The organism is Stenotrophomonas sp. Steno-Z1, from assembly GCF_056393175.1.
On sequence record NZ_JBWJPB010000001.1, the window covers coordinates 1,176,869 to 1,202,889 of the forward strand.

Annotated in this window: 23 protein-coding genes; 12 read left to right on the top strand and 11 right to left on the bottom strand. The window is 68.8% G+C overall.

What is annotated here, in order from left to right; translation table 11 throughout:
* Positions 1–17 precede the first annotated feature (17 nt).
* Both AC06FD_RS05185 and AC06FD_RS05190 read left to right on the top strand, forming a co-directional pair.
* Entirely contained in the window at positions 18–410 is a 393-nt protein-coding gene (locus AC06FD_RS05185; protein ID WP_449334445.1) for a RidA family protein, read from the top strand.
* A gap of 210 nt (positions 411–620) precedes the next feature.
* The gene (locus AC06FD_RS05190; protein ID WP_478077156.1) at positions 621–2,798 is read left to right on the top strand and encodes a translocation/assembly module TamB domain-containing protein; all 2,178 of its coding nucleotides are present in this window, start codon (positions 621–623) and stop codon (positions 2,796–2,798) included.
* Between the two features lie 24 nt (positions 2,799–2,822).
* On the opposite strand, the gene AC06FD_RS05195 is transcribed toward AC06FD_RS05190, so the two are convergent.
* Positions 2,823–3,032, bottom strand: a complete 210-nt coding sequence (locus tag AC06FD_RS05195) for a hypothetical protein (RefSeq protein WP_478077157.1) — start codon at positions 3,030–3,032, stop codon at positions 2,823–2,825.
* A 99-nt stretch (positions 3,033–3,131) separates the two neighbouring features.
* On the opposite strand from AC06FD_RS05195, the gene AC06FD_RS05200 reads away from it, so the two are divergent.
* Positions 3,132–4,028, top strand: coding sequence for a LysR substrate-binding domain-containing protein (locus tag AC06FD_RS05200; protein ID WP_478077158.1), 897 nt, complete (start codon positions 3,132–3,134; stop codon positions 4,026–4,028).
* A gap of 16 nt (positions 4,029–4,044) precedes the next feature.
* Here AC06FD_RS05200 and AC06FD_RS05205 read toward each other — a convergent pair whose 3' ends face one another.
* The 8 genes from AC06FD_RS05205 to AC06FD_RS05240 form a co-directional block, all read right to left on the bottom strand.
* Complete coding sequence (locus AC06FD_RS05205) at positions 4,045–4,485, bottom strand: hypothetical protein (RefSeq protein WP_478077159.1); 441 nt, start codon at positions 4,483–4,485, stop codon at positions 4,045–4,047.
* 51 nt (positions 4,486–4,536) lie between these two features.
* Complete coding sequence (locus tag AC06FD_RS05210; protein WP_478077160.1) at positions 4,537–4,965, bottom strand: hypothetical protein; 429 nt, start codon at positions 4,963–4,965, stop codon at positions 4,537–4,539.
* A 52-nt stretch (positions 4,966–5,017) separates the two neighbouring features.
* Positions 5,018–5,797, bottom strand: a complete 780-nt coding sequence (locus AC06FD_RS05215) for a YggS family pyridoxal phosphate-dependent enzyme (protein ID WP_478077161.1) — start codon at positions 5,795–5,797, stop codon at positions 5,018–5,020.
* A 64-nt stretch (positions 5,798–5,861) separates the two neighbouring features.
* Positions 5,862–6,368, bottom strand: coding sequence for a hypothetical protein (locus tag AC06FD_RS05220; protein ID WP_394162283.1), 507 nt, complete (start codon positions 6,366–6,368; stop codon positions 5,862–5,864).
* Between the two features lie 180 nt (positions 6,369–6,548).
* Positions 6,549–9,650 carry an error-prone DNA polymerase gene (locus AC06FD_RS05225; RefSeq protein ID WP_259202917.1) on the bottom strand — a complete coding sequence of 1,034 codons (3,102 nt, stop codon included), beginning with the start codon at positions 9,648–9,650 and terminating at the stop codon, positions 6,549–6,551.
* Positions 9,647–11,062 carry a Y-family DNA polymerase gene (locus AC06FD_RS05230; protein WP_478077162.1) on the bottom strand — a complete coding sequence of 472 codons (1,416 nt, stop codon included), beginning with the start codon at positions 11,060–11,062 and terminating at the stop codon, positions 9,647–9,649. Before AC06FD_RS05230 ends, AC06FD_RS05225 begins: the two co-directional genes overlap by 4 nt.
* Before the next feature lie 10 nt (positions 11,063–11,072).
* A complete protein-coding gene (gene imuA, locus AC06FD_RS05235; protein ID WP_478077163.1) occupies positions 11,073–11,690 on the bottom strand; it encodes a translesion DNA synthesis-associated protein ImuA in 618 nt (205 codons plus the stop codon).
* Positions 11,691–11,934: 244 nt separating this feature from the next.
* The gene (locus AC06FD_RS05240) at positions 11,935–13,113 is read right to left on the bottom strand and encodes an MFS transporter (RefSeq protein WP_478077164.1); all 1,179 of its coding nucleotides are present in this window, start codon (positions 13,111–13,113) and stop codon (positions 11,935–11,937) included.
* 76 nt (positions 13,114–13,189) lie between these two features.
* Between AC06FD_RS05240 and AC06FD_RS05245 the strand changes: the two genes are divergently transcribed.
* On the top strand, positions 13,190–13,633 hold the full coding sequence (locus AC06FD_RS05245; RefSeq protein ID WP_449334437.1) for a winged helix-turn-helix transcriptional regulator: 444 nt from the start codon (positions 13,190–13,192) through the stop codon (positions 13,631–13,633).
* 269 nt (positions 13,634–13,902) lie between these two features.
* Positions 13,903–16,725 carry a beta-glucosidase gene (locus AC06FD_RS05250; RefSeq protein ID WP_394162271.1) on the top strand — a complete coding sequence of 941 codons (2,823 nt, stop codon included), beginning with the start codon at positions 13,903–13,905 and terminating at the stop codon, positions 16,723–16,725.
* 111 nt (positions 16,726–16,836) lie between these two features.
* On the opposite strand, the gene AC06FD_RS05255 is transcribed toward AC06FD_RS05250, so the two are convergent.
* Entirely contained in the window at positions 16,837–17,733 is an 897-nt protein-coding gene (locus AC06FD_RS05255) for a LysR family transcriptional regulator (RefSeq protein WP_478077165.1), read from the bottom strand.
* 107 nt (positions 17,734–17,840) lie between these two features.
* On the opposite strand from AC06FD_RS05255, the gene AC06FD_RS05260 reads away from it, so the two are divergent.
* From AC06FD_RS05260 to AC06FD_RS05270, 3 genes are all read left to right on the top strand, one after another.
* The gene (locus AC06FD_RS05260) at positions 17,841–19,196 is read left to right on the top strand and encodes an MFS transporter (RefSeq protein WP_478077166.1); all 1,356 of its coding nucleotides are present in this window, start codon (positions 17,841–17,843) and stop codon (positions 19,194–19,196) included.
* A complete protein-coding gene (locus tag AC06FD_RS05265) occupies positions 19,193–19,606 on the top strand; it encodes a DUF4440 domain-containing protein (protein WP_478077167.1) in 414 nt (137 codons plus the stop codon). Before AC06FD_RS05260 ends, AC06FD_RS05265 begins: the two co-directional genes overlap by 4 nt.
* A 94-nt stretch (positions 19,607–19,700) precedes the next feature.
* A complete protein-coding gene (locus AC06FD_RS05270; protein WP_478077168.1) occupies positions 19,701–21,596 on the top strand; it encodes a CocE/NonD family hydrolase in 1,896 nt (631 codons plus the stop codon).
* A gap of 318 nt (positions 21,597–21,914) precedes the next feature.
* On the opposite strand, the gene AC06FD_RS05275 is transcribed toward AC06FD_RS05270, so the two are convergent.
* Positions 21,915–23,012, bottom strand: a complete 1,098-nt coding sequence (locus tag AC06FD_RS05275) for an alkene reductase (RefSeq protein WP_478077169.1) — start codon at positions 23,010–23,012, stop codon at positions 21,915–21,917.
* Between the two features lie 212 nt (positions 23,013–23,224).
* On the opposite strand from AC06FD_RS05275, the gene AC06FD_RS05280 reads away from it, so the two are divergent.
* From AC06FD_RS05280 to lldR, 4 genes are all read left to right on the top strand, one after another.
* Positions 23,225–23,983, top strand: a complete 759-nt coding sequence (locus AC06FD_RS05280; RefSeq protein WP_449334432.1) for an SDR family NAD(P)-dependent oxidoreductase — start codon at positions 23,225–23,227, stop codon at positions 23,981–23,983.
* Positions 23,984–24,111: 128 nt separating this feature from the next.
* A complete protein-coding gene (locus AC06FD_RS05285; RefSeq protein ID WP_310439164.1) occupies positions 24,112–24,570 on the top strand; it encodes an MgtC/SapB family protein in 459 nt (152 codons plus the stop codon).
* Positions 24,567–25,004, top strand: a complete 438-nt coding sequence (locus AC06FD_RS05290) for a VOC family protein (protein WP_259202900.1) — start codon at positions 24,567–24,569, stop codon at positions 25,002–25,004. The genes AC06FD_RS05285 and AC06FD_RS05290 overlap by 4 nt, the downstream gene beginning before the upstream one ends.
* A gap of 251 nt (positions 25,005–25,255) precedes the next feature.
* Positions 25,256–26,020: a transcriptional regulator LldR gene (lldR, locus tag AC06FD_RS05295; protein ID WP_478077170.1), complete on the top strand. Its 765-nt coding sequence runs from the start codon at positions 25,256–25,258 to the stop codon at positions 26,018–26,020.
* Position 26,021: the final 1 nt, after the last annotated feature.

Genomic DNA, 26,021 nt, shown 5'->3' on the forward strand with positions numbered 1-26,021 from the left:
CGGCCCGGGAGAAAACGATGGCAACCCGTGACGTAATCTTTCCGCCGGGGCGGCAGGCCCTGTATGAGCGCAACCGCTATTCGCCCGCCGTGCGCGCCAATGGCTTCCTGTTCGTGTCCGGCCAGGTCGGCAGCCGCGAGGACGGCTCGCCCGAACCGGTGCTGGAGGACCAGGTGCGGCGCGCCTTCGAGAACCTCAACGCGGTGCTGGGCGCGGCCGGCTGCAGCTTCGATGACGTGCTCGACGTGACCGTGTTCCTGGTCGATCCGGAGCGGATTTTCGAGCGGGTGTGGGCGATCGTGCCCGAGTACTGGGGCCAGGCGCCGTACCCGACCCTGACCGGAATCGGGGTGACCTGGCTGTACGGGTTCGACGTGGAGATCAAGGTGATCGCCAAGCTGCCGGACTGAGGGCGTCACGGCCGCGCGCCGGCTTCAACCGTGAGGTGGTGTACTGGCGGTGGAGTCATGCCTGGCATGGCTGGCAACGGTCATGACGCCGCGGGGAAGGCCAGCCACGCATGGCGTGGCTGTACGCCGTTACGCGGCGGGCCTTCACGCGACTGCGTCGGCCGGATGGGGATAGTGCAAGGGTCATTCTGCTGCCGCGCGCCTATTTCCATGCCCCTGATTCCCGAGCGCGTCCGGCGCTGGCCCCGGCCATGGCGCGTCGCGTTGCTCTCGCTGCTGGCGCTGTATGCGCTGTATCTGGTCGCCGGCAACGTGTTTCTCAATACGCCGCTGTTCGACGCGGTCACCAACCGCAAGCCTGAAAAGTTCAGCATGCAGACCGGCCCGGCGCTGACCCTGCTGCCCGGGCAGGCGGTGGTGTGGAACATCCGCATGCGCGGCCAGGCCAACCGCACCGTGTACGTCTTCCGTGCCGACCGCGCCAGCGCCTGGATCGACCTGGTGGCGCTGTTCCGTCGCGAGGTGCGGATACCGCGCATCGATGCCACGGGCGTGGACGCGGACATCCAGCGGGTGGACAAGGCGATCCCGCCTCCGCCGCGTGGCGATCGTGGCTGGACGCTGCGCTTTGATGCCATCCATAGCGACTCGATCCGCAGTGGTCGCTTCGGCACGCTGCTGATCGCCGGCCAGGGCCATGCCACGGTCGGGTTCCTCAAACAATTGAAGGGCGGGCCGTCGGAACTGTTCGATTCCCGAGCCGGCTTCGAGCAGGCCACGGTCAGCGTGGATGGGCTGAAAGTACTGGATGACGCGCACCTGGCCGCGCGCTTCCATTTCCCACGCCACTACCGTGATGAAGCACCGGGGCTGCGCAAGTTCGAGATCACCTACGCCCAGCTGCAGGTCGATGCACGCAGCCAGGCGCTGGAGATCGACACGGGCGGGCCGCACGTCAAAGTGGGCAGCGTGCCCTCCACGGCGCGGTTGAACGCCGACGTGGTGCTGGACAAGGGGGCGCTGCAACCGGGCAGCCGGGTGGTGTGGCGGGTGCCGGTGCATGCCGGTGTGGATGCCGATGACCGCGGGCTGCTGTCGCTGCAGTTGGACGTGGCCCAGGACATGCGCGTGCAGGCCCGGCTGCCGCGCGATCCGGAGACCGGCAGCGAGTTGCACGCCGACCTGCGCGTGACCGGAACGAAGATTCCGTTCCGGGCGCCGGCCGAGCTGCTGCCGCGGTTGTCCGGGCAGGTGCAGGGCGCGTGGAAGTTCGAGTCGTTGAACTGGATCGCCGATCTGTTCGTGCGCAAGCCCTGGTTCCACCTCGACGGTGGCGGGTTGCTCGAAGGCGACCTGAAGATCGCCGACGGCCAGCTCGCGCCGGGCAGCACGCTGGATATCCCGCAGGTGGCCGCGGTGGCGGAGGTGGCGGGCGTCCGCTTGCGCGGCGATGCCAACGCGCATGGCCGCATCGTGGCCGGCGCACCGGCGCAGGCACAGCTGGACGTGAAGATTCCGCAGTTCCGTGCCGCGCCCACGGCCGCGCCGAAATCGTTGCTGTTTGACGGTCGCGACATGGCCCTGACCCTGCGGGGCGATGCGCGGCTGCAGCAGTTGCGCGATGGCATGCGCGCGCAGCTGCGCTTCAACGATGCGCGGGTCCCCGACCTGACCGCCTACAACCGCTACCTGGGGGGCGACAACGTGCGTCTGCTCGGGGGCACCGGGCTGCTCAGCGGCGATGTCGAGATGGATTCGGCCGGCCGCGTCGGCACCGGTCGCGCCGACCTGCGCGGGCGGGGGGCACGGCTGCAGGTGGCCGGCCTGGCGATGCGCGGCGACGCCCAATTGAAGGCGCGGGTGCGGCGGGCCGACTTCGAGGCAAAACAATTCGACCTGGGCGGCACCACCGTGGAGCTGCGCAACATCCGCGTCGGCGATGCCGCCGGGGCCGACAACTGGTGGGGCACCGTGGCGTTGCGCCAGGGCCATATCGATGCGGCAGCACCGTTCCAGGTCACCGCGCAGGCCGACCTGCGCCTGCGCGATGCCGGGCCGCTGCTGGGCGTGTTCGCCGAGCGCAGCAGCTACCCGCGCTGGGTACTGGGCCTGCTGGACTCGGGTGAGGTGCAGGCCAGCGGCCAGCTGCGCTGGCGCAGTGGCGAGCTGTGGGTGGACGACCTGCAGGCCGAGAACGAACGGCTGTCGCTGCGCGCGCGGCTCGACCTCGCCCGCGCGCAGCGGCGGGGCAACCTGTACGTGCGCTGGGGCGTGCTGGGGGCGGGGATCGAGATGGATGGCCAGCAGCGCAAGTGGCACCTGGCCGGCGCGCGCGAATGGTACGAGCAGCAGCCGCGCGTGTTGCCGGCCAGCGGGCCGGCGCCGTAGGCGCAGCCCGCCGCGCTGCCGGGCTCAGGCACTGCGGCAACGCAGCCCGCCGGCAGGCGCCGGAGACTGTTCAACCGGCTGCGCGGGGCACGTCCCGGGCGCTGGCATTCGCTGGGCCAGGTCGGCCGGCGCATCGCTGCTGATAGCAGCCTCGGCCGTGCCCGCCAGACGCCGTGCCAGGTCGACATTGGTGATGTGGCCCTGCAGGAACAGCAGGTCGCCGAAGATAGTCATGTGCGCGCCTCCACTTGAGTGGAGTTGACGATAGGTGCAGGATGCGGAACGAAAAAGCGACATATCCGCAACCTTGCCTTGAATGGGATTCAAGTCGCCATGTCCCGCATTCCCCTCCAGGCCCTGCAGCATTTCGTCATCGCCGCACGCCTGGGCAACCTCACCCGGGCGGCGGAAACGCTCAACCTGACCGTCAGCGCGCTCAGCCACCAGATGCGGCAACTGGAGCAGCGACTGGGTTACCCGGTACTGCTGCGCCAGCCACGCGGGGTGGCGGTGACCACCGAAGGCCAGCGGCTGCTCGAGCAGATCGGGCCGCACCTGGATGCGATCGGGCTGGCGGTGCAACCGTTCGCCGCGCGGCATGACCGGGTGCTGACGGTCAGCGCCCTGCCATCGATGGCGTCGAACTGGCTGGTGCCACGGCTGGGCTCGTTCGTGGCCGCGCACCCGGAGATCGAACTGAGCCTGGAGTCGAGCGAGCGCCTCACCGACTTCGAACGCCACCTTCAGATCGATGCGGCCTTGCGCGTAGGCGCGGGGCAGTGGTCGGGCCTGCAGGCCGAGCCACTGTTCGACGAATGGCTGGTGCCGATGGCCAGCCCATCGCTGGTCGAGCGCATGGGCGGGGTGGCAGGGCGGCCGCTGTCGCAATGGCCGCTGCTGGGTGACCCGGATGGCGAGTGGCAGCGCTGGTTCGCGCTGGCCGGCGACACCCCGCCGGCGCGCTACGTGGCGCTGCTCAACGATTCAGAAGCACACCACCGTGCCGCGCTGGATGGTTTCGGGGTGGCGTTGGGACGGGTGACCCGCGCCCGGCTCCTGCTGGACTCCGGGCAGTTGATCGCGCTGTCCCCGCACCGGCTGAAGACGCGCTGGTCGCACTGGTTGGTGTATCCGCCACGCTCTGCATCACACCAGGGGTTCCTGGCGTTTCGTGCATGGTTGCATGCACAGGCGCGGGAGCACGACCTGCACATGCAGCAACGGGGGTGAGGCGACGGTGCCCGGCTCAGAACGCGGTGGGCATGACCGAGATTTCGCCATTGGCGCTCAGTGCCAGGCGGTATTTCAGCGGCTTGCCGAGCTCGGCGATGATCTCGGTTTCGCGTCGCGCACGTTCGGCTCCCAACCGGCACAGCGCCTTGCCTTCCGGATTCGGGCCGGTGCCGAGGATGTGGCGGCCCGGTGCGATGTGGAAGGTGACCTTCTCGGCGTTGTCGATGGTCGACACCTTGCGACCATCCAGATACACCGCCGTCATGCAGCCGCTCCCCATGGCGCCGGCATCACGCGCGACGATGAGTTCCACGCGATCTTCCGCAGCCTGCATGAGCTCGGGGGCGAAGATGCGGTCGGCGGGTGTCGAACGCGCGGTAAGGGTGTTGATCGGCTTGGTCGCGCATGCGCACACCGCCACGGTCATGCCGATAACAAGGAAAATAGACTTCATTGCGCCCCCTGGGGTAAGTGATATGCCACGCCTGATAGTAGCGCTGGCTGCTCAGCGCTTGTCCAGTGGCGTGTAGGCGTCATCGCGGGCTTCCGTCCCATGCGATGCAGGCAGGGCCGGGCAGGGCAGGCGCGATTCCAGTTCGCGGATCCGGGCCTGTGCCTTCGCATTGCCGTCGACCAGTTGGCGGTATGACCGGAACAGCAGGGCCACGCCGACAATGCTGATGGCGGTGGCCGGCGTGGCCAGCGCGGCGCAGGCCAATGCGAACGGGGTGCCTTGAAACCAGGGGTGGGTCATGAAGTACGGCAGGCTGGCGAGGGCGCCGTAGGCCATCCCGATCACCGAGGAGATGATGAGCACCAGCAGGCTGGGATGGCGGTGATGGCGATAGGCCGCCACCTGCAGGCCCAGAACCGCCAGCGCGCCCAGTTCGGCGTAAATGGTCAGGTACTTTGCGATCACGACATAACCGTCCATCTGCTGTCTTCTTTCCAACGCGGTGGCGAGGGCACGTGGCGGGGGGCAGTCACTACTGCTGCAGCGCGGGATCCGGCGTCGGCCAGTAGTGGCTGTCCGGGGTGGCGCGTGCACCGAAGATCGCCTGGCCGATGCGGACCACGGTGGCGCCTTCCTCGATGGCGATCTCGAAATCACCGGACATGCCCATCGACAGTTCGTCCAGGGCGATGCCGGCGGGAAGAGTCGGGCGGAGCCGATCGCGGAGGTCGCGCAGGCGTACGAAGCACGGGCGCACCTGGTCCGGATCCGGCGAAAACAGCGCCAGGGTCATCAGCCCGCGCACACGCAACCGGGTGAAGGCGGGCAACTGGTGCAGGAAATCGGCGACCTCGATCGGATCCAGCCCGTATTTGCTCGCCTCGCCGGAGGTGTTGACCTGCACGAAGACATCCAGCGTGCGTTGCTCCAGGGTCAGCCGCCGGTCCAGGGCCTCGGCCACGCGCAGGCTGTCCAGTGCCTGGAACTCGCTGGCAAAGCGTGCCACGTCGCGCGCCTTGTTGGTCTGCAGGTGGCCAATCACCGACCAGCGGATGCCCAGGTCGGCCATCGCGTCTGCCTTGGCCTGCGCTTCCTGCACTTTGTTCTCGCCCAGTTCGTGGCAGCCTGCCTGCCACGCCAGCCGCAGCCGTGCTTCGTCCACGGTCTTGCTTACCGGCAGCAGGCGCACGCTGGATGGCGCGCGGCCCGCGCGGGCGCAGGCGTCGGCGATGCGTGTATGTACGGCGGCGAGGTTGTCGGCGATCTCCGCGGCGGTGGTGGCCTGCGGCCAATCAGGGCGTGGGTTGGACATCGCGTACTCCGGGAAACTCGGCCGGTATGGTGGCATATCCGCGCGGCCCGATGGCACGCGCACCTCAGGGCGCGCTGGGCGCGCTGGGCCGGACGTAGTGCGACTGGCCGTTGTCGCCGACGAAGATCAACTCCGGCTTGCCCTGCCAGGACGTGAGCATGGCGCCGGTGCTGTTCTGGTGCTTGATCACCAGGGTGGCGCCGCGATCGGGATTGGCGGTGACCTTGAACACTTCGGTGGTGCCGCTGGCATCGTCGAGGGTGAGCATGGCTTCATCGCCGACGTCGGCCGTGCCGTAGCCGCCACGTTCGGAGCCGTCGGCACCGAGCAGGATCATGCCGGACAGCGGCGAAGCACGCGGGCCCTGCGACAGCCCTTTGCTCAACGGATCGGGGACCGGCGCGCCGAGGATCACGCGGGCCTGGCCGCTGCCGTCCTGGATGACCAGGCCACGCGCGGTGATCACCCGGTCCTCGGCCTGGCTCTGGTGCAGGCGCAGGGCGGTCCAGCCGGAGACGACCAAGGCGAGGCTGGAGACGATCAGCGTGGTGAGGGTGAGTGCGCGGGACACGAGCGGCTCCAGATCCTTGGAAGGCAGCGACAATAGCGGAAGGGGCAATTGCGACGCCAGTCGGGAAACTCTGTATTTACATCTATCGTGAAGTAGATCACGCGTTGAGGGCCGTCGCGCGGGTCGTGCAGCGCGCTGCACAGCGCAGTGCGCGAGGGCATGTGGTAAGACGCGCTGCCGTCAGTGGAAGTCGCGGCTGCGCGTGCGCACGCCGTCGATCAGGGCATCGATGTTGTGCATCTGGCGCACGATCAGGTGCTGCACGCCGTCCACGCGTTCGAGCCGGCCATCGATCTGCATCATCCGCGCTTCGACCAGCACGCGATGCTGGCGGTCGGCGATCTTGCGCCAGACCACGGCGTTGACCATGCCGCATTCGTCTTCCAGGGTGAGGAAGGTGACCCCGCTGGCGGTCTGCGGGCGCTGGCGCATGCGCACCAGCCCGGCGAAACGCACGCTGCGCCCGTGCGGCAGCGCGGCCAGCTCGTCCGAGCGCTGGCAGCGCCGCTGGCGCAGCTGCGGGCGGATGAAGGACACCATGTGCCGGCCCAGCGTGGTGCCGGTGCTGTTGTAGTCGGCCTGCATGTCCTCGAAGGCGCTGGGCAGCGGCAGCGGCACGCTGGCTTCGACGGTGGCGCGCGCGGTGTCGAACAGCGGCAGCGGTTTTTCCACGCCGGACACTTCCCAGCGCGCGCGATGGCGATGCCCGCTCAGCCCCTTCAATGCACCGGCATCGGCAAGCAGGCCCTGGTGACGGCGATCCAGCCGCGCGCGTTGGCTGAGATCGGCCACGCTCTCGAACGGCAGCCGTGCGCGTGCCTGCACCAGCGCGATGGCGACGTCTTCGCTGAAGCCGTCGATCAGGCGCAGGCCCAGGCGGATGCCGAACGGGCGGCCCGGCGTGGTGGGCGGCAGCAGCGTGCAGTCCCAGTCGCTGTGGCGCACATCCACTGGCAGCACCGGCACGCCGTGGCGGCGCGCGTCCTGCAGGATCTGGTCCGGCGTGTAAAAGCCCAGCGGCTGGCTGTTGATCAGGCTGGCGGCGAATGCGGACGGGTGGTGGCACTTGAGCCAGCAGCTGACATAGGTGATCAGCGCGAAGCTGGCCGCGTGGCTTTCCGGGAAACCGTAACTGCCGAAGCCCTTGATCTGCTCGAACAGGCGCTCGCCGTATTCGCGGCTGTAGTTGTTGGCGGCCATGCCAGCGAGTAGCTTGGCGCGGTGCGGCTCCAACCCACCGTGGCGTTTCCACGCCGCCATCGAGCGGCGCAGCGCATCGGCCTCGCCGGCAGTGAAGCCGGCGGCGGCCACCGCCAGCTGCATCACCTGTTCCTGGAACAGCGGTACACCGAGGGTGCGCTTGAAGACCTTCTCCAGCGCGGGCGGGTAGTCGATTTCCTCGATGCCTTCTTCCTTGAGCTTCTTGCGGCGGTTCAGGTACGGATGGACCATGTCGCCCTGGATCGGGCCGGGGCGAACGATCGCCACCTCGATGACCAGGTCGTAGAAGCAGCGCGGCTGCATGCGCGGCAGCATGGCCATCTGCGCGCGCGACTCGATCTGGAACACGCCCAGGGTGTCGGCGCGGCAGATCATGTCGTAGGTGGGCTCATCGCCGGAGGGGATATCGGCCATGCCCATCTTCGGCGCGCCATGCGCGTGCAGCATGGCCAGGCACTTGCGCACCGCGGTGAGCATGCCCAGCGCCAGGCAGTCGACCTTCATCAGCCCGGTGGCGTCAAGGTCGTCCTTGTCCCACTGGATCACGGTGCGGTCGGCCATGGCCGCGTTCTCCACCGGCACCAGCGTGGACAGGGGGTGTTCGGAAATCACGAAACCGCCCGGGTGCTGGGACAGATGGCGCGGGAAATCGACCAGCTCGCTGGTCAGCGCCACCACCCGCCGCATCAGCGGCGTGTCCGGGTCGAAGCCGCGCTCGCGCAGTGCCTCGGGCAGCGGCTCGTGGCTGCTCCAACGGTCCAGGCAGGCGGCCAGTTCGTTGACCTGGTCCGGTGGCAGGCCGAGCACGCGGGCCACGTCGCGCACCGCGCTGCGGCCGCGGTAGCTGATGGCCACGGCGGTGAGTGCGGCGCGCTCGCGGCCGTAACGGTTGAACACGTACTGCAGCACTTCCTCGCGGCGCTCATGTTCGAAATCGATGTCGATGTCCGGTGGTTCGTCGCGCTCTTCGGAGATGAAGCGCTCGAACAGCAGCTCCATCTCGCTGGGGTCGATCTCGGTCACGCCCAGCACGTAGCACACCGACGAATTGGCGGCCGAGCCGCGGCCCTGGCAGAGGATCTGCTGGCTGCGCGCGAAGCGCACGATATCGTGCACGGTCAGGAAGTAGGACTCGTACTGCTTGGTGTGGATCAGGTCGAGTTCGTGTTCGATCTGCCTGCGTTGTTTGGGCGTGGCACCGCTTTTCCAGCGCCATTGCATGCCTTCCTCGACCAGCGTGCGCAGCCAGCTGGCCGGGTCGTGCCCGGCCGGGATCAGTTCGCGCGGGTAGGTGTACTGCAGTTGCTTGAGATCGAAGTGGCAGCGGTCGGCGATGCGCAGGGTCTCGGCCAGCAAGGCCGGCGGGTACAGCGCGGCCAGCGCCTGGCGGGTGCGCAGGTGGCGTTCGCCGTTGGGAAACAGGCGCCAGCCGGCATCGGCGATGGTGCAGTGGTGGCGTATCGCGGTGAGGGTGTCCTGCAGGGCGCGGCGGCGGCGCACATGCATGTGGACATCGCCACTGGCCACCAGCGGGATGGCGTGTGCCGTGCCGAAGCGTTGCAACGCGTCCAGGCGTTGCGCATCGTCGGCCTCGCGGTGCAGTTCCACCGCCAGCCACAGCCGCCCGGCGAAACGCGCCTGCAGCCAGGCCGCGTCTTCCGCGCCGGGGGTGCGGTCCAGCCACAGGCACAGCAGGCTGGCCGGCAGGGCATCGAAGTCCTCGCGCAGGCAGCGGTATTCGCCCTTGGGCGCGCGCCGGCGGCAGGTGGTGATCAACTGGCACAGGCCGGCATAGGCGGCCAGGTCGGTGCACAGCAGGACCAGCCTGGGGCCGTCGTCCAGCTGGAATTCGGCGCCGGTGATCAGGGCCAGGTCGTGCTTCTTCGCCGCCTGCCAGGCGCGCACGATGCCGGCCAGCGAGCATTCGTCGGTGATCGCCAGTGCGCGGTAGCCCTGGCCCTTGGCACGCGCGAACAGTTCCTCGGCGATCGATGCGCCGCGCTGGAAGCTGAAGGCCGACAGGCAGTGCAGTTCGGCGTAGCCGGGCAGGGCGGCGCTCATGCGAACCAGCCGTGCAGCATCCACGGCCCCCCGCGCCCATCGGCGCTGGTATAGGCCCAGCCACGTTGGCCCTGTGCGGTCTGCACGACGTAATAGTCGCGGCGGATATCGCCTTCGTCCCACCACCCCGATTCGATCCGTTCGGGGCCGGACAGGATGCGCAGGTGCGGATCGAGCAGCGGCTGTGGGCGCGGCAGCAGCCAGCCCGGCCGGAGCGGCAGTGGCGGCGGTGGGCCCTTGGGCGCGCCGTGCGCATCGCCGCTGGCCCGTTCCGGGCGGTGCTCGGCACGCAGTCCCAGGCCCTGCACGGCCTCATCGCCCAGCCGCGCGCGCAGGCGTTCGCGCACCTGCTCCCACGGCATCGCCTGCTGTGGGCGTGGGTCGAACAGGTCGCGCGCGGCGGGGACGAACGGCGGCAGGTGCTCGGCCTGCAGGCGCAGGCCACGGCTGCCGGCCGGCAGCTGCAGGTGGTCCACGCGGTTGCGGGCCAGCTCGAACAGCATCGCCGCATCGCGCTCGGGGGCGAGCAGGCCGATGCTCAGGCAGGTGTCCGGGTGCTGGTCGTGTTCGAACCACAGATCGAAACGCTGCACGCCGCCATCGCGCGAGCACAGGAACGCGGCCAGGTCGCCGGTCAGGCGGCGCAGCGGGAACAGCAGGGCCTGGGTGGACTCGATTTCGTAATCGAACTCGATGCGCGCATCGAAGCGGTCCGGTGGCTGGAAATAACGCAACGGCGGCGTGCTGATCCCGCGCAGCGCATCCAGGTGGGCCAGCACCTGCGGCGGGAAGCGCCGGGCCAGGCTCTCGCGCGGCAACTGGAAGGCCGCGCCCAGCGTGCGCAGGCCCGAGCGCGCCAATACCGTGACCGCCTCGGCCGGCAGGCCGCTGTGCTCGATCGGCAACTGCGCCAGGGTGGCCTCGAGCTGGCCGGCGTCCACCCCCAGCCGCGCATGTACGCGGGTCAATACCCAGGCCGCATGCGGATTTGGCGCGGCGACCAGGCGATGGCGGAAGCCGAGGTCCTTCAAGCCATCGCACAGGCGTTTCTCGATCGCCGGCCAGTCGCCGAACAAGGCGCGGCTGGCACCGATCTCCAGCGCCAGCGCGTGCGGAAAGGCCAGGCTGACCTGCGAACTGATGCCGTACAGCCAGCTGGCCAGCAGCTGACGGGTGGCCTGCTCGGCGCGCGCGTCATGTTCGACGGTGAGCATGTCGCGGGTGAGCACCTGCGCCGCCGAGAGCAGCATGCCGCGACGCAACCCCAACCGACGGGCCGACGGGCTCACCGCATGCAGCACGCGGCGCTGCGCCGGGCCGCTGAGCAGCACCAGCGGCACCGATGGATCGGGCTGCTGGCGCAGCGCCGCATCCAGCGCCAACTGTGGCAACAACAGGCAGGCCCAGTGCATGGCGGGCCGCTCAATGCGCCAGCGACAGCGGCAAGGGCTGCGCAGGGGCCATGCCGCCGCGGCACTTGAGCACGCGCACCTGGCCGTTTTGTAGTTGCAGGCGCAGCGGCGCCGGCGAACTGTTGCGGGCCTGGCGCAGGTCGCGGAAGGCAAAGCCCAGGCACTGGCCGGTTTCGGCGGCCACCTGCAGCCGGCGCAGGGCACGGTCGTCGGCCTGCTGCGGCCAGCACAGCACGGCCGCACAGGCGGCGGAGCGCAGGCATTGCTCGGCCGCCCACAGCGCATCGCGCGGACTGGCCTGCACCACCTGGACCTGGCCCAGCGCCACCCCGGCGCCGGCCCAGCCAGGCGCATGCGGCAGGTAGGGCGGGGCGATCAGGACCACGGTCTGTTGCTGTTGGCTCAACCGCGCCAGGGTGGGCCAGACCAGGGCCAGCTCGCCTTGCCCGGGGGCGGCCAGCAGTACTTCGGACAGGGCCGACGGCGGCCAGCCGCCGCCCGGCAGGCGCGCGTCCAGTGCCGGGTGCCCGGTGGGGTGCAGGGCAGTGGCCGGCAGCGCCGTGCGCGGGCTGCCGCGCCAGACCTGGCGGGTTTCCAGCAGCTGGTCCAGGGCCACCACCGCGCCCATCAGCGCACCTCCCGACGGGGCTGGCACAGGCGGAAGCGGGCGGGAAACCGGGGCATGGCGGCGAGTATCGGCAGGGCGCGTGTCAGGGGCTGAGACCGACAATCCTACCCGCAATTAGTAAAAATGCTAACGCATTCGATAGCCGTGTTTTGAACCCGGTCGGGGTGATGAATGCTTCATCTGCCACCTCCGGTGGCGCCACGCCTGCATGGCTGACAGAGGCCATGGCGCCGGAACGCACACGCTACCGGGCAGGATCCGGGCGGCGCATCGACAGCCAGAGACCCAGCGCGGCAGCCGATACCCCGGCGCCCATGCCGCACACGCCAGGCCAACCGTGCGCGGCATACACCGCGCTGCCCAGCACCGCCCCCAACCCGCTGCCGGCGGCATAAAACAGCATGTAGGCGGCGATCACCTGCGCCTGCGCGTGCGGCGCGGCGGCCAGGATCAGGCTCTGGTTGGTGACGTGCAGGGCCTGCACGGCCAGATCGAGCAGCAGCACGCCCAGCACCAGCCAGCCCAAATGCAGCGACAGCCCCGCCAGCGGCGCCCAGCTCAGCAGCAACAGCAGCAACGCCGCGCCGGTCACGCGTTCGGCATGGCCTTGGTCACTCCAGTGCCCGCTACGTGAGGCGGCCAGCGCGCCGAGCAGACCGACCAGCGCGAACGCGCCGATCGCGGTGTGGCTGAGCGCCTGGGGTGGGGCGCTCAGGGGCAGCGCCATGCTGCTCCAGAACAGCCCGAACGCAACGAACATCAACATGCCGAGCACGCCGCGCCGGCGCAGCACCGGGTGCTGGCGCAGCAGCGCGGGCAGGGACAGCCGCGGCGTTGCGGCCGGTATCGGCAAGCGTGGCAGGCGCACCCACAGCAGCACGCCGCTGATCACCATCAGCGCGGCCGACAGCAGGTAGACCGCGCGCCAGCCGGCCAGGTCGGCAACGCCACCGGCCACCACCCGCGCCAGCAGCAACCCGATCACCACCCCGGCCTGGGCGGCACCGACCACGCGGCCGCGCTCGTGCGCATCGGCGGCGGCGGCCGCATAGGCGATCAGGCCCTGGGTCATCGCGGTGCCGAGCAGGCCCAGCGCGAGCATGCCCAGCAACAGCGCCAGCGCGTTGCCGGCGCAGGCGACGCCGAACAGGGCCAGCACCAGCGCCGCGTTCTGCACCGCCATCAGGCGGCGCCGGTCGCGGCGGTCGCCCAGCGGCACCAGCCAGAGCAGGGCCAGCACCGAGCCGAGCTGGGTGGCGGCGATCACCGCGCCGACCCGCGCGGTGCCGATGTGCAGGTCGGCGGCCAGCGCATCCAGCAGCGGTTGGGCGTAGTAGACGTTGGCCACGCTGAGGCCGGCGGCGCAGGCGAACAACAGCAGCAGGGGCGTGGCGGTGCGGGGCAGGGAGGTGGCGTGCGACATACGGTGGTCTCAAAATAGAACCAGTTGATTCTGGCGCACATGGTTCTAAAATGAAACCACTTCTGGAGGGCCCGCCATGCATGACGATCCGAACCTGACCTGCCCGGTGGCGCGTGCGTTGGACGTGGTGGGCGACCGCTGGTCGTTGCTGATCGTGCGCGACGCCTTTGACGGCGTGTGCCGTTTCAGCGATTTCCAACGCAGCCTGGGCATGTCGCGCAGCATGCTCAGCCAGCGCCTGCAGGCCCTGCAGGATTCCGGCGTGCTGGCGCAGCAGGCCGCCGCCGATGGCAGCCGGTATCACGACTATGTACTGACGGCGCAGGGCCGGGCGCTGTTCCCGCTGGTGGTGGCGCTGCGGCAATGGGGCGAGGGCTTCCTGTTCGCCGAAGGTGAACCGCGTTCGCAGCTGCTGACGATCGCCGATGGCCGGGGACTGGCCCCGCTGCTGCCGCGCGACGCCGATGGGCAGGTGCTGGAGGCGGCGGCCACCCAGGTGGTGAAGCCCACCGCAGGGTAATCGGCGGCGGCCGCATGCGCCTGCGAATCTGAACGCGCTGTTGACAGGCATGAACAGGGTGGACGACTCTTCACCGGATGGGTGTCGCCTGCGACGCCCACCGGACAGCATGGCTGTATCGACGGGCGGAGGGGCCTGGTCGTAGCCGTGCCGGCCCGCTGGTACCCGATACCGGCCTGCAAAGGTCGGGATCCGCCATCTTGGCGCTGCACCCTTCTGCGGCACGACTCCCTGGATTTTTTGCGCAAGCAAAGGTGTTTCGCCCGCTCATGAAAACGATTTCAAAGCCACTGGCCCTGACGGCCGCCATCACGCTCTCGCTCACCGCTTCGGCCTGGGCGTCCTCGCCCAAGGTTGCCGACAGCGGCGATGCCTTCACCGTGCTCCGCCTGGACCAGGCGCCCGCGCACCTGGATATCCAGCAGGTGGCCGACCAGCTGCAGGCACTCAACGTGGATGCGTTGACTGTCGGCAACGTGCACCGCCCCGCCGATACCGCCGACACCAGCCACGTGCCGGATCCGCTCGAGGCGCTGGCCGACCAGCTGGGCTACACCTATCGTTTCATCAGCGCCGATCCGGCCTCGGCCGAACGTCGCGGCAGCATCGTGATCGCGCGCCTGCCGGTGGAAGCGACCTCGGGCGTCGAAGCACCGGGCCTGGATTACCTGCGTTTGAACGACGGCCGCCACGTGGTGGCGCTGTACACCCGCAGCGCCGAGGACAGCAGCGGCCTGAAGGCACTGGTCGACGCCTCGCGCGTGGGCGCCCCGGCCGTGCTGCTCGGGGCCGATGCGGCCAGCGCCCAGGCCGCCGGCTTCCAGGCCAGTGGCGATGCCACCTATTCCCAGGGGTTCCAGTCCTCCTCCAGCACCGCGGTCAAGCTGCGCCTGGATGCCGGCAAGACCGCGCTCAAGGGCACCCTGGTGACCCTCGGTTACGCCGCCCCGGTCGGTGGCGATACGCCGTGGATGGATACCGCGCTCAACGCCGATGCACGCGCCCGCCTGATCGTGGCGAAGATGACCGACGATGAGAAATTCCAGATGCTGCACAGCTATTTCGGGCTGGGCAAGGATGGCGGGCCGTTGCCGGAAGGCGCGGTCGGTTCGGCCGGTTTCGTGCCGGGCGTAGCGCGCCTGGGCATCCCGTCGCAGCAGTCGGCCGATGCCGGCGTGGGCGTGACCAACCCGGGCGGCATCCGCAAGGGCGACCACGCCACGGCGATGCCGTCGGGCCCGTCCACCGCCTCGAGCTGGAACCCGGAAGTGGCCTTCGCCGGTGGCGCCACCATGGGCCGCGAGGCCTGGCAGCAGCGCTTCAACATCCTGCTGGCCGGCAGCGTCAACCTGCAGCGCGACCCGCGCAATGGCCGCAACTTCGAATACGCCGGCGAAGATCCCCTGCTGGCCGGTCGCCTGGTGGGCGAGTCGATCCGTGGCGTGCAGAGCCAGCACGTCATTTCGACGATGAAGCACTTCGCGCTCAACGACATGGAAACCTCGCGCAATTTCCACAGTGCCGAGATCGGCGAGCAGGCCATGCGTGAATCGGACCTGCTGGCCTTCGAGATCGCGCTGGACATCGGCAAGCCCGGCTCGGTGATGTGCTCCTACAACCGCATCAACGGCACCTACGGCTGCGAACACGATTACCTGATGAACCAGGTGCTCAAGCAGGAATGGAAGTTCCCCGGTTTCGTGATGTCCGATTGGGGCGGCGTGCACAGCGGTTCCAAGGCGGCGCTGGCCGGCCTGGACCAGCAGTCGGCCGGCGAGGTGTTCGACAAGGCGGTGTTCTTCGATGAACCGCTGCGCCTGGCCGTCAACGGTGGCGTGGTGCCGCGCGCGCGCCTGGATGACATGGTCCGCAGGATCCTGCGCGCGATGTTCGCCAACGGCAATTTCGACCTGCCGCCGCAGCACCAGCCGATCGACGACGCTGCCGGCTTCGCCGCCGCCCAGCGCACCGTGGAAGAGGGCAGCGTGCTGCTGCGCAATGCCAACGACGTGCTGCCGCTGGGTGCAGAGGTCAAGCGCATCGTGATCATCGGCGGGCATGCCGACAAGGGCGTGATCGGTGGCGGTGGTTCGTCGATGGTGGGCTGGACCGCCAAGGGCACCAACGCGGTGCCGGGCGTGCTGCCGACCACCTGGCCGGGCCCGGTGATCTTCCACCCGTCCTCGCCGCTGGAGGCGCTGCGCGCCGAGCGTCCCGACGCGCGCATCGACTACGTGGATGGTCGTGATGTCGCCGCTGCGGCGCGCGCGGCGGCCGCGGCCGATGTGGCCATCGTGTTCGCCACGCAGTGGTCGGCCGAGTCGGTCGACCTGCCGCACATGAAGCTGCCCGACAACCAGGACGCGCTGATCGCCGGGGTGGCCAAGGCCAATCCGAAGACGGTGGTGGTGCTGGAAACCAACGGTCCGGTCGAGCTGCCGTGGCTGCAGCAGGTGCCGGCGGTGCTGCAGGCGTGGTACCCGGGCATCCGCGGTGGCGAAGGCATCGCCGCGCTGCTGACCGGCAAGGTCAATCCGTCCGGTCGCCTGCCGGTGACCTGGCCGGTGGATGCCAGCCAGCTGCCGCGCCCGGAAGTGAACGGCCTGGGCTTCAATCCCAAGCACAAGCCGGACGACACCATCGACTACACCATCGAAGGCGCCAACGTCGGCTACAAGTGGTTCGCCGCCAAGGGCCTGGCCCCGCAGTTCGCGTTCGGCCACGGCCTGTCGTACACGCAGTTCAGCTACGACAACCTCAGCGCGGTGTCGCAGGGCCAGCGCCTGGTCGCCACGGTGGACATCCGCAATACCGGCAAGGTGGCCGGTGCGGACGTGGCGCAGCTGTACCTGAAGCTGCCCGATGGCAGCGCCACGCCGATCCGCCTGGTGGGCTTCCAGAAGGTGATGCTGCAGCCGGGCGAATCGCGCCGGATCCGCATCGAGGCCGAGCCGAAGACGCTGGCCAGCTTCGACACTGCCGACAAGCAGTGGAAGATCGCCGAGGGCCGTTACGAACTGCAGCTCTCGCGCGCGGCCGGCGAGCCGCTGCAGAGCACGCCGATCGTGCTGAGCGGCGGCGTGGTGCGCTGAGCAGGACGGGTACCGGCCCATGGTCGGTACCCATGGGGCGGACGACCCACGGTCGGTACCGGTCCTGGAGTACCGGGCAGGGCACGACCACGGGTCGTGCCCGCTGTTGATTCAGCCCGGAAGCTGCTGGCGCAGGTGCGCCAGCAGCAGTTGCACCCGGCGCGAGGGATGGGCGGTGTTGGGAAACACCGCGTAGACGCCCTGGCGCGGGAAGCGATGCCCACGCAGGATCGGCAGCAGCCGGCCGGCGGCGAGGTCATCGGCGATCAACCACTGTGGCAACACCGTCGCCCCGGCCCCGGCCAGTGCGAAGGCGCGCAGCGTGGACGCATTGTCCACGGTGACCACCGCATCGGCGGGGTTGCTGGCAAACAGCTGGTCGCTGCCGTCGGGCGCGATCAGGGGCAGGTCGGCCAGGCGCGGATAACCCAGCCGTGGCAGTGTGCGGATCCAGTCCGACTCGTCGCGGGCGGCCTCGTCGGGCAATGCAGACAACAGGGACGGCGCAGCCACCGCGCACAAGGCATGCTCATCGAGCAGGGTGGCGCGCAGCTCCGAGTCCGCCATGCGCCCCAACCGGATCGCCAGATCAAAGCGCTCGGGAATCAGGTCGGCATGTGCCGGCGAGGTCGACAGGTGCAGGCGCAACTGCGGGTGCTGGGCGCGGAATGTTTCCAGCAGCGGCACCAGCCTGGCGCTGGCATATTCGGGCGTGGTGGTCAGGCGCAGCGTGCCGCGCAGCTGCAACTGCTCGCTGCGCGCGTCCTCGATGGCCTGCGCGGCGGTGGCCAGCATGGCCACGCAATGCTGGTGGAAACGCTCGCCGGCCTCGGTCAAGGCCAGGCTGCGGGTGTTGCGCACCAGCAGGGTGACACCCAGTTCCTGTTCCAGCCGCTTCAGGTTGAAGCTCACCACTGCCTTGCTCTGGCCCAGCCGCTGTGCGGCGGCGGTGAGGCTGCCGGCGTCGACCACCGCCTTGAACGTCTCGAAGCGGTCCAGGCTGACCATTGCCCCGCCTTTGAATGTCAAAAATGATTTGACAGTCTTGCATTGGATGTTCGGTTTATCCAGCGCGTGCCGACGCGCATGCTGCGTCCTCACCAACGGAGCGCGCCATGACTTACCGGGCCAAAGTGGAGGGGCTGTACCTGCTAGGGTTCTCGCTGGACCTGGTCAACATGTTCATCGGCAACGTCGCCTATCCGGCGCTCGCGGCCGAGCTGCACGCCTCGGTGCCGCAGTTGGCATGGATCGGCAACGCCTACATGCTCGGGCTGACGCTGGTGATTCCCCTGGGCGGCTGGTTGGCCGCGCGGCTGGGCGAGCGGGCGCTGCTGTGCCTGTCGCTGGGTGTGTTCGCGCTGGCGGCGATCCTGGCCGGCAGTGCGCCGAGCATCGAGGCGCTGATCGGCTGGCGCTTCCTCCAGGGGTTGGGCGGCGGGCTGTTGATACCGGTCGGGCAGGCGCTGGCCTATCGGCATTGCCCGCCGACCGAGCGCGGCCGGCTGACCGCACGGATCATGGCGGTCGCGCTGCTGGTGCCGGCGTTGTCGCCTGCACTGGGCGGGTGGCTGGTCGGGCTGGGATCGTGGCGCTGGGTGCTGTGGGCCAGCGTTCCGCTGGCGGTGTTGGCGCTGGTGCTGGCGGCGCTGTGGATCCGGTCCGAACCGCCCTTGGCATTGCCGCGCCTGGACCGGCGCGGGCTGGTGCTGGGCTCGCTGGGCCTGAGCCTGCTGCTGGTGGCCCTGAGCCTGATCGCCGAGGCGCCGCAACGCGCGCTGGGCGTTGCGATGCTGGCCGCGGCCGCAGGCATTCTGATCGTCTATGCACGCACGGCCAGGCACACCGCAGAGCCGGTGCTGCAGTGGACGCTGCTGCGGCATCCCTCGTTGCGGCTGGCGATGCTGATCTACCTGTTGGTGCCCGGCACCTTCATAGGCACCCAGCTGGTGGCCACCCTGCTGCTCAGCCGGCTCGGTTACAACCCGGCCAGCATCGGCGGCTTCATGCTGCCATGGGCGCTGGCCTCGGCATGTGCCATCGCCACCACCCGCAGCGCGCTGCCGCGGATCGGACCGCGCGTGCTGCTCAGCGCGGGCATGGCCTGCCAGGCCATCGGCATCGCGCTGCTGCTGGCGGTGCAGCCGTCGCAACCGCTGCTGGCGGTGCTGGCGTTCGTGCTGATGGGCCTGGGCGGCAGCCTGTGCAGCAGCACCGCGCAGACGCTGGCGTTCCAGGGCCTGGCGCATGAAGAACTGATGCCGGGCAGCGCGCTGTGGAATCTCAATCGCCAGCTCAGTTTCTGCTTGGCCGCCGCATTGCTGGCGTGCGTGCTGGGTGCATCGACCGCCGTGCTGCCCGGACACGCGTTTGCCCTCACGCTGCTGCTGGCCAGCGGCATGACCCTGCTGCCCCTGCCGCTGCTGTGGCGGATACCGGCAGCGTCCCTTTCCCTGCGAGCCACACCATGACCCCTGCAACGCATGCTCTCTCCCACGCCGCCTTCGACGAGGTGCGCCTGCTGCACGTGATGATCGAAGACTGGTTCAACGCGCGCGTGCCGGCCCGTGATCTGGAACGATTGCTGGCGCGCTTCAGCGATGACTTCAGCATGGTCGGCATCGGCGGGATGCGCCTGGACAAGCCGGCATTGGCGCGCTTCTTCGCCAGCGCGCATGGCGGACGGCCAGGCCTTCGCATCGAGGTGGCCGAGCTGGCGCCGATCGCGTTGCCGGGCGACGCCTGTGCGGTGCGCTACCGCGAAGACCAGACCGACGCCGCGGGGCTATCGACGCGGCGCGAGGCATTGGCGGTGCTGGTCATCTGCCCCGGGGGTGAACTGCACTGGACGGCTTTGCAGGAAACGTCGGTTGGCGGCTGAATGCGCCTAACGGCGACCTTTGGCACCTACCCGGGCGGCGCGCCCGGCGCTAGGCTGCCAAGGTTCGTCGTCACCACCTGCCGGGAGAGAGCCCATGCGTGTTCGTGTCGTGCCTGTCGTGTTGTTGAGTCTCATGGTTGCCGCCAGTGTGTCGGCGCAGACCTCGCCGATGACCCCGGATATCCCGGCCAAGGGGTTCGTGACGCCCACGGCCAACGACAACTACGACAAGCGCGTGGTGATGGTGCCGATGCGCGACGGCACCAGGCTCTACACGGTGATCGTGGTGCCCAAGGGCGCCAGGAACGCCCCGATCCTGCTGACCCGCACGCCCTACGACGCGGCCAACCGCGCCAAGCGCATCGACTCGCCCAACATGCGCGACATCCTGCCGCAGGGTGATGAGGTGTTTGTCGACGGCGGCTACATCCGGGTGTTCCAGGACATCCGCGGCAAATACGGCTCCGAGGGCGATTACGTGATGACCCGGCCGCTGCGCGGCCCGCTCAACGGCACCAAGGTGGACCATGCCACCGACGCCTGGGACACCATCGACTGGCTGGTCAAGCACGTGCCGGAGAGCAACGGCAAGGTGGGCATGCTGGGCTCATCGTATGAAGGCTTCACCGTGGTGATGGCGCTGACCAACCCGCACCCGGCGATGAAGGTGGCCGCGCCGCAGAGCCCGATGATCGACGGCTGGATGGGCGACGACTGGCTCAACTACGGTGCGTTCCGCCAGGTCAACTTCGGCTATTTCACCGGGCAGCTGGCCAAACGCGGCAAGGGTCCGTCGATTCCCAGCGTGGGTTATGACGACTACACCACCTTCCTGCGTGCCGGGTCGGCCGGGGACTACGCCAAGGCCAACGGGCTGGACCAGTTGCCGTGGTGGCACAAACTGGTGGAACACCCGGCGTACGACGCGTTCTGGCAGGAACAGGCGCTGGATGCGCAGATGGCCAAGACGCCGCTGAAGGTACCGACCATGTGGCTGCAGGGCCTGTGGGACCAGGAAGACATGTGGGGCGCGGTGCACAGCTATGCGGCGATGGAACCACGCGACAGCAGCAACACGCTCAATTACCTGGTGATGGGCCCATGGCGGCACAGCCAGGTGAACTACGACGGCAGCAACCTGGGCGCGCTGAAGTTCGAGGGCGATACCGCGCTGCAGTTCCGGCGCGACGTGCTCAAGCCGTTCTTCGACCAATACCTGGTGGATGGCGCGGCCAAGGCCGATACGCCGCCGGTGCTGATCTACAACACCGGTGAAAACCACTGGGACACGCTGCAGCAGTGGCCGCGCACCGCCGCACAGAGCAAGCCGCTGTACCTGCGCGCCGGCGGCAAGCTGTCGTTCGAGGCACCGCAGCCAGGCGAGGCCACCTACGAGGCGTACGTGGCCGACCCGGCCAAGCCGGTACCGTTCGTGCCGCGGCCGGTGCGCTTCGCCGATCGTGACATGTGGACCAGTTGGCTGGTCAAGGACCAGCGTTTCGTGGATGGGCGCACGGACGTGCTGACCTTCGTCAGCGAACCACTGACCGAGCCGCTGCGCATCGGTGGCGCGCCGCAGGTGAACCTGCAGGCCTCCACGACCGGTACCGATGCCGACTGGGTGGTGAAGCTGATCGACGTGTATCCCGACCAGACGCCGTCCACGCCGGAGATGGGCGGCTACGAACTGGCGGTGTCGATGGCGATCTTCCGGGGGCGCTATCGGGAGAGCTTCAGCGATCCGAAGGCGATTGCGAGCAACCAGGTGCTGGATTACCGATTCGGCCTGCCGACGGCCAACCATGTGTTCCAGCCGGGCCATCGGGTGATGGTGCAGGTGCAGTCCAGCCTGTTCCCGCTGTACGACCGCAATCCGCAGACCTTCGTGCCGAACATCTACCTGGCCAAGCCGGGCGATTACCAGAAGGCGACGCAGCAGGTGTGGCACGCGCCGCAGCAGGCGAGTTTCATTTCGCTGCCGGTGTATTGAGTGCGCAGAGCCGACTGACGGTTGGCTCTACGGGTATAGGTGCAGCCGACCAACGGTCGGCTCTACGGGTACAGCTGACCGACGGTTGGCTTTATGGGCGCAGCCGACCAACGGTCGGCTCTACGGGGTACGGCCGGCCGACGGTTGGCTTTATGGGTGCAGCCGACCAACGGTCGGCTCTACGGGTACAGCTGACCGACGGTTGGCTTTACGGGCGCAGCCGACCGACGGTCGGCTCTACCGGGGTACGGCCGGCCGACGGTTGGCTTTGCGGGGCGCAGCCGACCAACGGTCGGCTCTACGGGGTCTGGGGCCGTGTCATGCGCCTGAGACGCTCGGGTAATCGGTGTAGCCGTGCGAGCCACCGCCGTACAGCGTGTCCGGGTCCAGCTCGGACAGGGCTACGCCGAGGCGCAGGCGTTCGACCAGGTCGGGGTTGGCGATGAAGGGGCGTCCGAAGGCGATCACGTCGGCATAGCCGGAGGCGATGGCGGCTTCGGCGGTGTCCTTGGTGTAGCCATTGTTGGCGATCCACGCGCCCTTGAACTTCGCGCGCAGCGCCGCGTAGTCGAACGCGATGTTGTCGCGTGGGCCACCGGTGGCCCCTTCGATGACGTGGATGAAGGCCAGCGGGCCGATCGCGTCCAGGCGCTCGACGGCGCGCTCGAACAGCGGCTGCGGGTCCGAATCGTGGGCGTCGTTGGCCGGGGTCACCGGGGACAGGCGCACGCCGGTGCGCTCGGCGCCGATTTCCGAGGCGATCGCACGCACGACGTCATCGAGCAGGCGGGTGCGGTTCTCGATGCTGCCACCGTACGCGTCGGTGCGATGGTTGCTGCCGTCGCGCAGGAACTGGTCGATCAGGTAGCCGTTGGCCGCATGCACCTCCACGCCATCGAAACCGGCGGTGATGGCATTGCGTGCGGCCTGGCGGTAGTCCTGGATCAACGCCGGGATCTCCTCCAGGTCCAGTGCGCGCGGCACCGAGACATCTTCAAAGCCCTTGGCGGTGAAGGTCTTCGCCTTGGCCTGCAGCGCGCTCGGCGCCACCGGCACCTGGCCTTCGGGCAGCAGGCTGGTGTGCGAAATGCGGCCCACGTGCCACAGCTGCAGCACGATCTTGCCGCCAGTCTCGTGCACCGCATCGGTGACCTTCTTCCACGCGTCGATCTGGGCCTGGTTGTAGATCCCGGGCGTGTCCAGATAGCCCTGGCCGAGCGGGCTGATCTGCGTAGCCTCGGCGATCAGCAGGCCGGCGCTGGCGCGCTGGGCGTAGTACTGGACGGCGAGCGGATTGGGTACTCGGCCTTCGATGGCACGATTGCGGGTCAGCGGTGCCATCGCGATGCGGTTGGCCACCGCGATCGCGCCGAGGCGGGTGGGGGTGAACAACGGGCCGTCACTGGAAGAAGTCATGTGCAATACCTTGGGGGAGGGCGCTGCCGGATGTGCAGCGTGGACAGACAGGATGTGGATGTACGCGAACCAGCATAGGGGCAGCTGCGTTGCAGCGATGGGAAGCATTGTTGCGACGTCCCGCGTGCACGTTCTGTAACGCCTCGCAGGCGTACCGTCGTGCCAGGTGCAGGCGATGCCTGCCGGCAGTTTCCAACCAGAGGTACAACGCGATGATTGATTATCAGCTCACGGGCAAGGTGGCGATCGTGACCGGCGGGGTGTCGGGCATCGGCCTGGCCGCCGCAGAACTGCTGGCCGCGTCCGGCGCGGCGGTGGCGGTGTGGGACCTGAAGGACGACGCGGTGCAGAAGACGGCCGACGCGCTGCGCGCCAAGGGTGCCAAGGCGATCGGCATCGCACTGGATGTCACCGACGAGCAGGCCGTCGAGGCGGCGGTCAAGCAGACCGTGCAGGCCTTGGGCGGCCTGGACATCGCCGTCAACAACGCCGGCATCGGCGGTCCGTCCGCCAGCAGCGGCGACTATCCGGTGGACGGCTGGAAGCGGGTGATCGATGTGAACCTCACCAGCGTCTTCCTGTGCCAGCGCGCGCAGATCCAGGCGATGCGCGCGGCCGGCAAGGGCGGCAGCATCATCAACATGGCCTCGATCCTGGGCCAGGTGGGCTTCAACAATTCGGCCGCCTACGTGGCGGCCAAGCATGGCGTGGTGGGGCTGACCCAGACCGCGGCCTGGGAGCATGCCGGCGACCGGATCCGGGTCAACGCGGTGGGCCCGGGCTTCATCGCCACGCCGCTGCTGGAAAAGATGGACCCGACGGTAAAGAAGGCGCTGGAGGGCAAGCATGCGCTGGGCCGGCTCGGCCAGCCCGACGAGGTGGCGGCACTGGTGGCCTGGCTGGCCAGTGACGATGCGAGCTTCGCCACCGGCACCTATTACGCCATCGACGGCGGCTACCTGGCGCAGTAAGCCGGGTCCCGCACCGGTCATGCGGCAGCCACAACGCCGCATGACCGTGCACGCCTACCTCACGCGTCCCTTCACGGGCTTGCCACGGCGCTCGCGCAAGGCTGGAGCGAACAGGCGAGGACGTGTGGATGGGATGGGAACAGGATCTATCGATATTGCTGCGGATAGGTGCAGCGATGGTGTTCGGCGGGCTGATCGGCATCGAGCGCGAGATGGGCAAGCATGCGGCGGGTTTGCGCACGCACATGCTCATCGCCGGCGCTGCGGCATTGATCGTGGGCCTGGGCGACAGCATTGCCGAACACTTCCAACAGGAGCGCTACCGCGACCTGTTGCAGGTTGATCCGGTGCGACTGATCGAAGCGGTGGTGGCCTGCGTCGGCTTCGTCGCCGCCGGCACCATCCTGCGCGGCACGCGCGATGACCAGGTGAGTGGGTTGACCACGGCCAGTTCGTTGATCATGTCCGCCGCGATCGGCATCGCGGTGGGTATCGGTGAGTACGTGATCGCCATCGGCGTCAGCATCCTGTGCCTGATCGTGCTGGCGGTCTTCAGCCGTGTCGCCAAGAAACTGGAGTCCTCATGAGCAGCGATCGCCCCTTCGAGATCCAACGTATCGACCACGTGGTGCTGCGCGTGCAGGACCTGCCGCGCGCCGTGGCCTTCTACCGCGATGTGCTCGGCTGCACGGTGGCGCGCGAGCGGCCATCACTGGGCATGGTGCACCTGCATGCCGGGGCATCGATGATCGACCTGATCGGCATCGATGGAAAGCTGGGCAAGCCGGGCGGGGCGGCGGCGGGTGCCGAAGGGCGCAACCTGGAGCATGTGTGCCTACGCGTGGAGCCCTTCGATGTGGAGCAGTTGCGGGCGCACCTGCAGACGCACGGGGTGGCATTGAGCGGCAAGCCGGAGAGCCACTTCGGCGCGGAAGGGGATGGGGTGTCGGTCTACCTGCGCGATCCCGACGGCAATGGCGTGGAACTGAAAGGGCCGGCGAGCGACTGCGGCTGCAGTTAATGGTCCTACCAATCACGGGTGACTGCGCTGTGGTTTAATGGGCAGGTGCCGCGAAGTCGATATGCTTCGCGGGCGCCTCCCGGGTAACGCGGATTATTGGTAATACCAATGACGGGGCCCGGCGGGCATCCCGGCCGGTGTCTTCGCGCACCGGCCGCCCTCCGTTTCTGATGAGATCCGCCGATGCAGTCCCGCCACGTCCTGGATGTAACCCCTCCCAGCCATGGACGCACGCGCCTGCCGGTGAGGGCATGAAGGCCGATCGCGTCTCCGACAGGGTGGCCGCGCAGCTGCGCTCGCTGGTCCACGCGCAGCAGTTGCAGCCCGGAGACCGGCTGCCGGCCGAGCGCACGCTGGCCGTGCAGTTGGGCGTGTCGCGCACCGCGCTGCGCGAGGCGATCGCGCAGCTGTCCAGCCAGGGCATGCTCACCGCCCGGGTGGGCGGCGGCACGTTCGTGAGCGAGCCGACGGCGCAGGCGCGCGCGACCATCGATGCACCGTTGCTGCCGTACCTGCCGGTGTTCCAGGGCGATCCAGCCTACCGTTTCGACGTGCTCGAGATCCGCCACGCACTTGAAGGTGCGACCGCCTGGCATGCCGCGTTGCGCGCCACCGATGCCGATCATGCGCGTATCCGCGCCGCGTTCGACACGCTCATGGCCGCGCATGGCCGGGACGATCCGGCGGGTGAGGCGCGCGCCGATGCCGGTTTCCACCTGGCCATCGCCGAGGCGGCGCACAATCTGGTGCTGCTGCAGGTGATGCGCGGCCTGTTCGAGCTGTTGCAGACCAATATCTCGCAGAGCCGCGCCATGCTCTTTGCCTCCCCGCGCACGTCCGAGCCGCTGTCGGCGCAGCACCGCGAGATGATGGAGGCGGTGCTGGCCGGCGACCCCGAGCGTGCGCGTGCCGCCGCGCACGCGCACCTGGAATACGTGCACGCCGCGCTGCGCACGCTCGACGACAACGACGCCCGGCGCGCACGCGCCTCACGGCTCCCTGCTGCCCACCGTTGAC